We start from the raw sequence: 4109 nt of genomic DNA, 5'->3' as shown, positions 1-4109 counted from the left end.
GCTCCATCTCCGACTGCGGCAGGATGGAGCCGGTGGGGTTGTTCGGGTTGGCCAGGAACATCAGCCCGGCCACAGGTCACGGAACGCCGGGTGGCCGACCCCTTCGACCCGGATGACGACGGCGCGAACTGCATGCGTTGCGGCTATGCCGTGGAGCCGGCGCGCGAGCGGCGCGGCCTGATGACCTGCGCCGCCTGCGGATAGCCTCGCCGCGGCCGATCAGCTCGCCGCAGCGCAGGCGAGCCGGGCGCCGCGCCGGCGACGCCCGAAGGACAGCGCCGGCGGCTGCGCCGCGGCCGCCTGCATCGCGGCCATGATCCGCATCTGATCCGCCCAGGCGATGGCGCCGGTCGCCTCGCCGAGCGCGATGCCCCACGCCGCGTCGGGAACCGGATCGCCCGGCATGGCGCGCTCGATCGCGCGGGCGCGCAGTGCGACGCGATGCGAGCCGGGCTCCCGCTTCTCGCGCGCGTCCCAATCCTCGCAGGCATCGCACATCGCCCGGTCCCCGGCTCCGCCCAGATGTCCTGCATGCACGCTGCGCCACGGCCGATCAAGCACGCCATCTCGCCCCGGCGATCTTGACGCCAGGGGACACCCCGGCTTCACGATCCTCGGGACGCTCGGCCGGTCTCGCCGGGATGATCGCACCAGGCGGCACCGGACACGCATGAATCCCGCACCGAGCATCGTCTTCTTCACCACCGCCTCCGGCGCCGGCTATGGCCTGCTGTTCTGGCTCGGGTTGCTGCGCGCCTTCGGCCTGGCGCCCGCCTCGCCGGCCTTCGGCCTGACGGCGCTGGCGCTGGCGCTGCTGCTGATCACCGCCGGCCTGCTGGCCTCGCTCAAGCATCTCGGGCGGCCTGAGCGCGCCTGGCGGGCGCTGTCGCAATGGCGCTCCTCCTGGCTCTCGCGGGAGGCTGTCGCCGCGGTCGCCACCTATGTGCCGGCGCTGCTGTTCGGCCTCGGCCTCGCCACGGGCGATGCGGCGCTGACCGCGACCATGGGCGTGCTGGCGGCGGCGGGCGCCGTGGCGACCACCTGGTGCACGGGGATGATCTACGCCTCGCTCAAGCCGGTGCGGCAGTGGCACCTGCCGATGGTGCCCTGGGGCTACCTGCTGTTCGGCGCCTTCTGCGGCGCCGCGCTGCTCGCCGCGCTGGCCGCGCCCTGGGGCGAGGCGCGGCCGCCGGCGCTGCTGGCCGCGCTGCTCGGCGGCGGCGCGATCGCGCTGAAGCGCGCCTATTGGGATGCGATCGACGCGCCGAAGCCGGCGGATGCGCCGAGCATCGAGAGCGCGACGGGCCTCGGGCGGATCGGCGCCACCAGGCCGCTCGATCCGCCGCACACCGAGCAGAACTGGCTGCTGCGGGAGATGGGGTTCCGGGTCGCCCGCGCGCATCGCGCGAAGCTGCGGCGGCTGACGCTCGGCGGCTTCGCCATCGCCACGGTCCTGGCGCTCGCCGCGCTGCCCCTGCCCGGCGCCGCCGCCGCGCTGGCCCTGCTGCCGGCCGCCGCCGTGGCGCTGGCGGCGATGCTGGTGGAACGCTGGCTGATGTTCGCCGAGGCAACCCACACCGTCACGCTCTACTATACCGGCGAGGGATAGGCCGGCGGCCGGCGGATTGAGATCGGCGGCCGGGCATGCTGTGTTGCGATCGTAATGGAAGGCGGGAGGGCGGCATGCGCGGCGGAGCGAAGAGGCTGGTCGCTGGCTGTGCCCTGGCGCTGTCCGCCATGGGGAGCGCCGAGGCGGGCTGGTTCCAGGACACCGTCGGCGCCACGCTGACGGCGAAGGGCGACCTGGCGGTTGCCATGCCCTTCGGCGCCCCCGCCCCCGTCCGCATCGGCACCTCCTTCAGCGGGCAGGTGGTCCATCCGGGCGAGGGCCTCGGCTTCGACGTCTCGGTGGATGTCGGCCCCTATGAGATCGTCGTCCGCTTCGCCGCCAGCCACGCGCGCCGCCTGGCCGATCCCGCCGGGCTTGTGGACATCACGCTCTCCGGCCTGACGCCGGTGCCGCTTGTGATCCTCACCAGCTTCACCTGCCCCGCGCCGGGCGGAACATGCCAGTGGCCGGAGAGCCCGCCGGAGGCGACGCTGGCGGACAGCCTGCCGACGCAGCTGGTGCTGGGATTCGCCGCGCTGGAGGACGGCGCCAGCTATGTCTATGCCATTCCCATCCCGAACCCGGTGCCGACGCCCGCCACCTGGCCGCTGCTGCTGACCGGCCTGTTCGGTCTCGCGCTCGGCGCCCGGCGGCGCGCCGGGCGATCCCCGGCCGCCCTCGGCGCCTGACCGGGCGCGATCGCGGCGCGCGGGAGGGCCGGCCGGCAGCGGCGCCGAAGCTGCTTGCCGCCGGCCACCTTCCGCGTATAGGAACGGGTCAAGACCACAACAACCTGGGTCGTCGCATGTCTCCCTCCGCCGACCACCGGCCGGATCCGGCCGACCTTGCGCGTTTTCGCGCCCTTTGCGGCGCCCGCCGCTGGACGAGCCGGCTGGCGGAACTCAGCCGCCGCACCGCCGCGCCGTCGCTGGCGGGCCGCGTGGCGCAGCAACGCCATGCCCTGGAACTGGTGCTCGCCCGCCTGGCGGAGACGCCGAGCCTCGAGCGGGCGGGCCCTGCCGAGCAGCGGGTGATCGCCTTCGCCCGCGAGGCCGTGCGCCTGGCCGAGGCGCTGCCGGCCGGCCCGCGCAAGCGCCTGCGCGAGCGGATCGAGGCGGGGCTGAGCGGCGAGGCCACGCTGATGCCGCTGTTCCACCTGCTGCGCACGGCGGAGCGCCACCGCGCGTTGGGCTTCACGGTCGCCTTCAGCGGCCTGGCCGAGGAGACCCCCTGGGACCTCACCATCGCCCGCGACGGCGCGAGCGCGGAAGTGGCCTGCGAGACCGTCTCGGCCGAGGAAGGCCGGCAGGTGCATCGCGGCGACTGGTGCGCCCTGGTGGACCGCGTGAACCCCGAGCTGCAGACCTGGCTTGCCGCCCATCCCGGGCGCTACCTGCTGAAGATGACCCTGCCGGAGGGCATGGTCTCGGACGACCAGGTGGCGGAGCTGCACCGGCGCATCAGCGGCCTGCTCGCCGAGCAGAAGCGCCAGGACGCCGGCGCCGACGCCGTGCTGAAGCTCGACCCGCTGGTGCTCGCCGGCGCCCAGGCGGCGGTGCGCGGCCTGCCGGCCCAGCTACGCGCCCAGTTCGGCGAGGAAGCGCATCTGGCCGTGACCTCGGCACCCGACAGCGGCTCGGTCTTCGTCATGGCGGCCAGGGCGGGGCGGGAGAACATGATCGCCAGCGCGGCCACGCGGCGCATGGCGGAGGCGGCCGAGCAGCGCCTGTCCGGCACGCGGCCCGGCATCCTGGCCGTCTTTCTCGACGACCTGGACCGCGGGGAATGGCGCAGCCTGCGCGAGCGGATGGAGCTGGAAGGCGCGACGCGGCGCTGGATGACGGAGGCCTCGGCCCGCCGCGTGGTGGCGGTGACCTGCGCCAGCCGGATGGAGCTGTTCGGCATGGCCCCGCCCGATGCGGCGCCCGAAGGCGAGCTGCGCTTCCGCAACCCCGGGCACGCCGCCTGCAGGTCCGAGGCGCTGGCGCCCGCCATCCTGTCGTCGAATTGATCACGCCGGGGCCACGCAACCGCTGGGGCCCCGCCACGTTCCTGCGCCATGGTGCGGATCTGCCGGCCCGTCGGAAGGGGCCGGCGACTGCCCCGGCCGCAGGACATGCACGGATGACCGAGCGCGAAATCGAGGCGAAGCTGGCGGAGCTCGATCGGCTCCTGAACGATCCCGAGACGCGCATGGATCCGCACAAGGTCTGGTCCCTGTTGGCGGAGCTGCGCGACAAGCCGGCGCCGCCGCCGGTCGCGCGGCGACCGGCATTGGGCCTGCCTAACGGCGCGATGACGTCTTCGTAATCTCTGGCACGCGGGTTGCTTGCATGGACCCGGCCTTTCGGCCGCGATCTGCGCAAGGAACCGTCCCGATGCCCCTGTCCCGCCGCCTCCTGCTGGCTGCCGCCCCGGCCACGCTGCTTGCCGCGCCCGCCCCGGCGGCCGGGCCGGCCCCCCGCCCCCCGGCCCGGGGGGTGGGGCGGGCCGGGGGGGC

5 protein-coding genes are annotated in these 4109 nt (G+C 74.7%); 4 read left to right on the top strand and 1 reads right to left on the bottom strand.

Features of this window, described 5'->3' with window-relative positions; all coding sequences use genetic code 11:
• Positions 1–219: 219 nt before the first annotated feature.
• Positions 220–498, bottom strand: coding sequence for a hypothetical protein (locus tag AC1MIR_RS20020; RefSeq protein ID WP_480029948.1), 279 nt, complete (start codon positions 496–498; stop codon positions 220–222).
• A 172-nt stretch (positions 499–670) separates the two neighbouring features.
• On the opposite strand from AC1MIR_RS20020, the gene AC1MIR_RS20015 reads away from it, so the two are divergent.
• The 4 genes from AC1MIR_RS20015 to AC1MIR_RS20000 all read left to right on the top strand — a co-directional run bounded on the left by AC1MIR_RS20015 (position 671) and on the right by AC1MIR_RS20000 (position 3919).
• A complete protein-coding gene (locus AC1MIR_RS20015; protein ID WP_480029947.1) occupies positions 671–1609 on the top strand; it encodes a dimethyl sulfoxide reductase anchor subunit family protein in 939 nt (312 codons plus the stop codon).
• A 74-nt stretch (positions 1610–1683) separates the two neighbouring features.
• Positions 1684–2298 carry a hypothetical protein gene (locus AC1MIR_RS20010; protein WP_480029946.1) on the top strand — a complete coding sequence of 205 codons (615 nt, stop codon included), beginning with the start codon at positions 1684–1686 and terminating at the stop codon, positions 2296–2298.
• Positions 2299–2414: 116 nt separating this feature from the next.
• The gene (locus tag AC1MIR_RS20005; RefSeq protein WP_480029945.1) at positions 2415–3620 is read left to right on the top strand and encodes a hypothetical protein; all 1206 of its coding nucleotides are present in this window, start codon (positions 2415–2417) and stop codon (positions 3618–3620) included.
• Positions 3621–3733: 113 nt separating this feature from the next.
• Positions 3734–3919: a peptide chain release factor 1 gene (locus tag AC1MIR_RS20000; RefSeq protein ID WP_480029944.1), complete on the top strand. Its 186-nt coding sequence runs from the start codon at positions 3734–3736 to the stop codon at positions 3917–3919.
• The last annotated feature ends 190 nt before the right edge of the window (positions 3920–4109 follow it).

The sequence above is a fragment of the Falsiroseomonas sp. RANM36 genome (assembly GCF_056682175.1).
The sequence above is the reverse complement of the archived record's forward strand: the minus strand, read 5'-3'. Positions and strand labels throughout refer to the sequence as shown.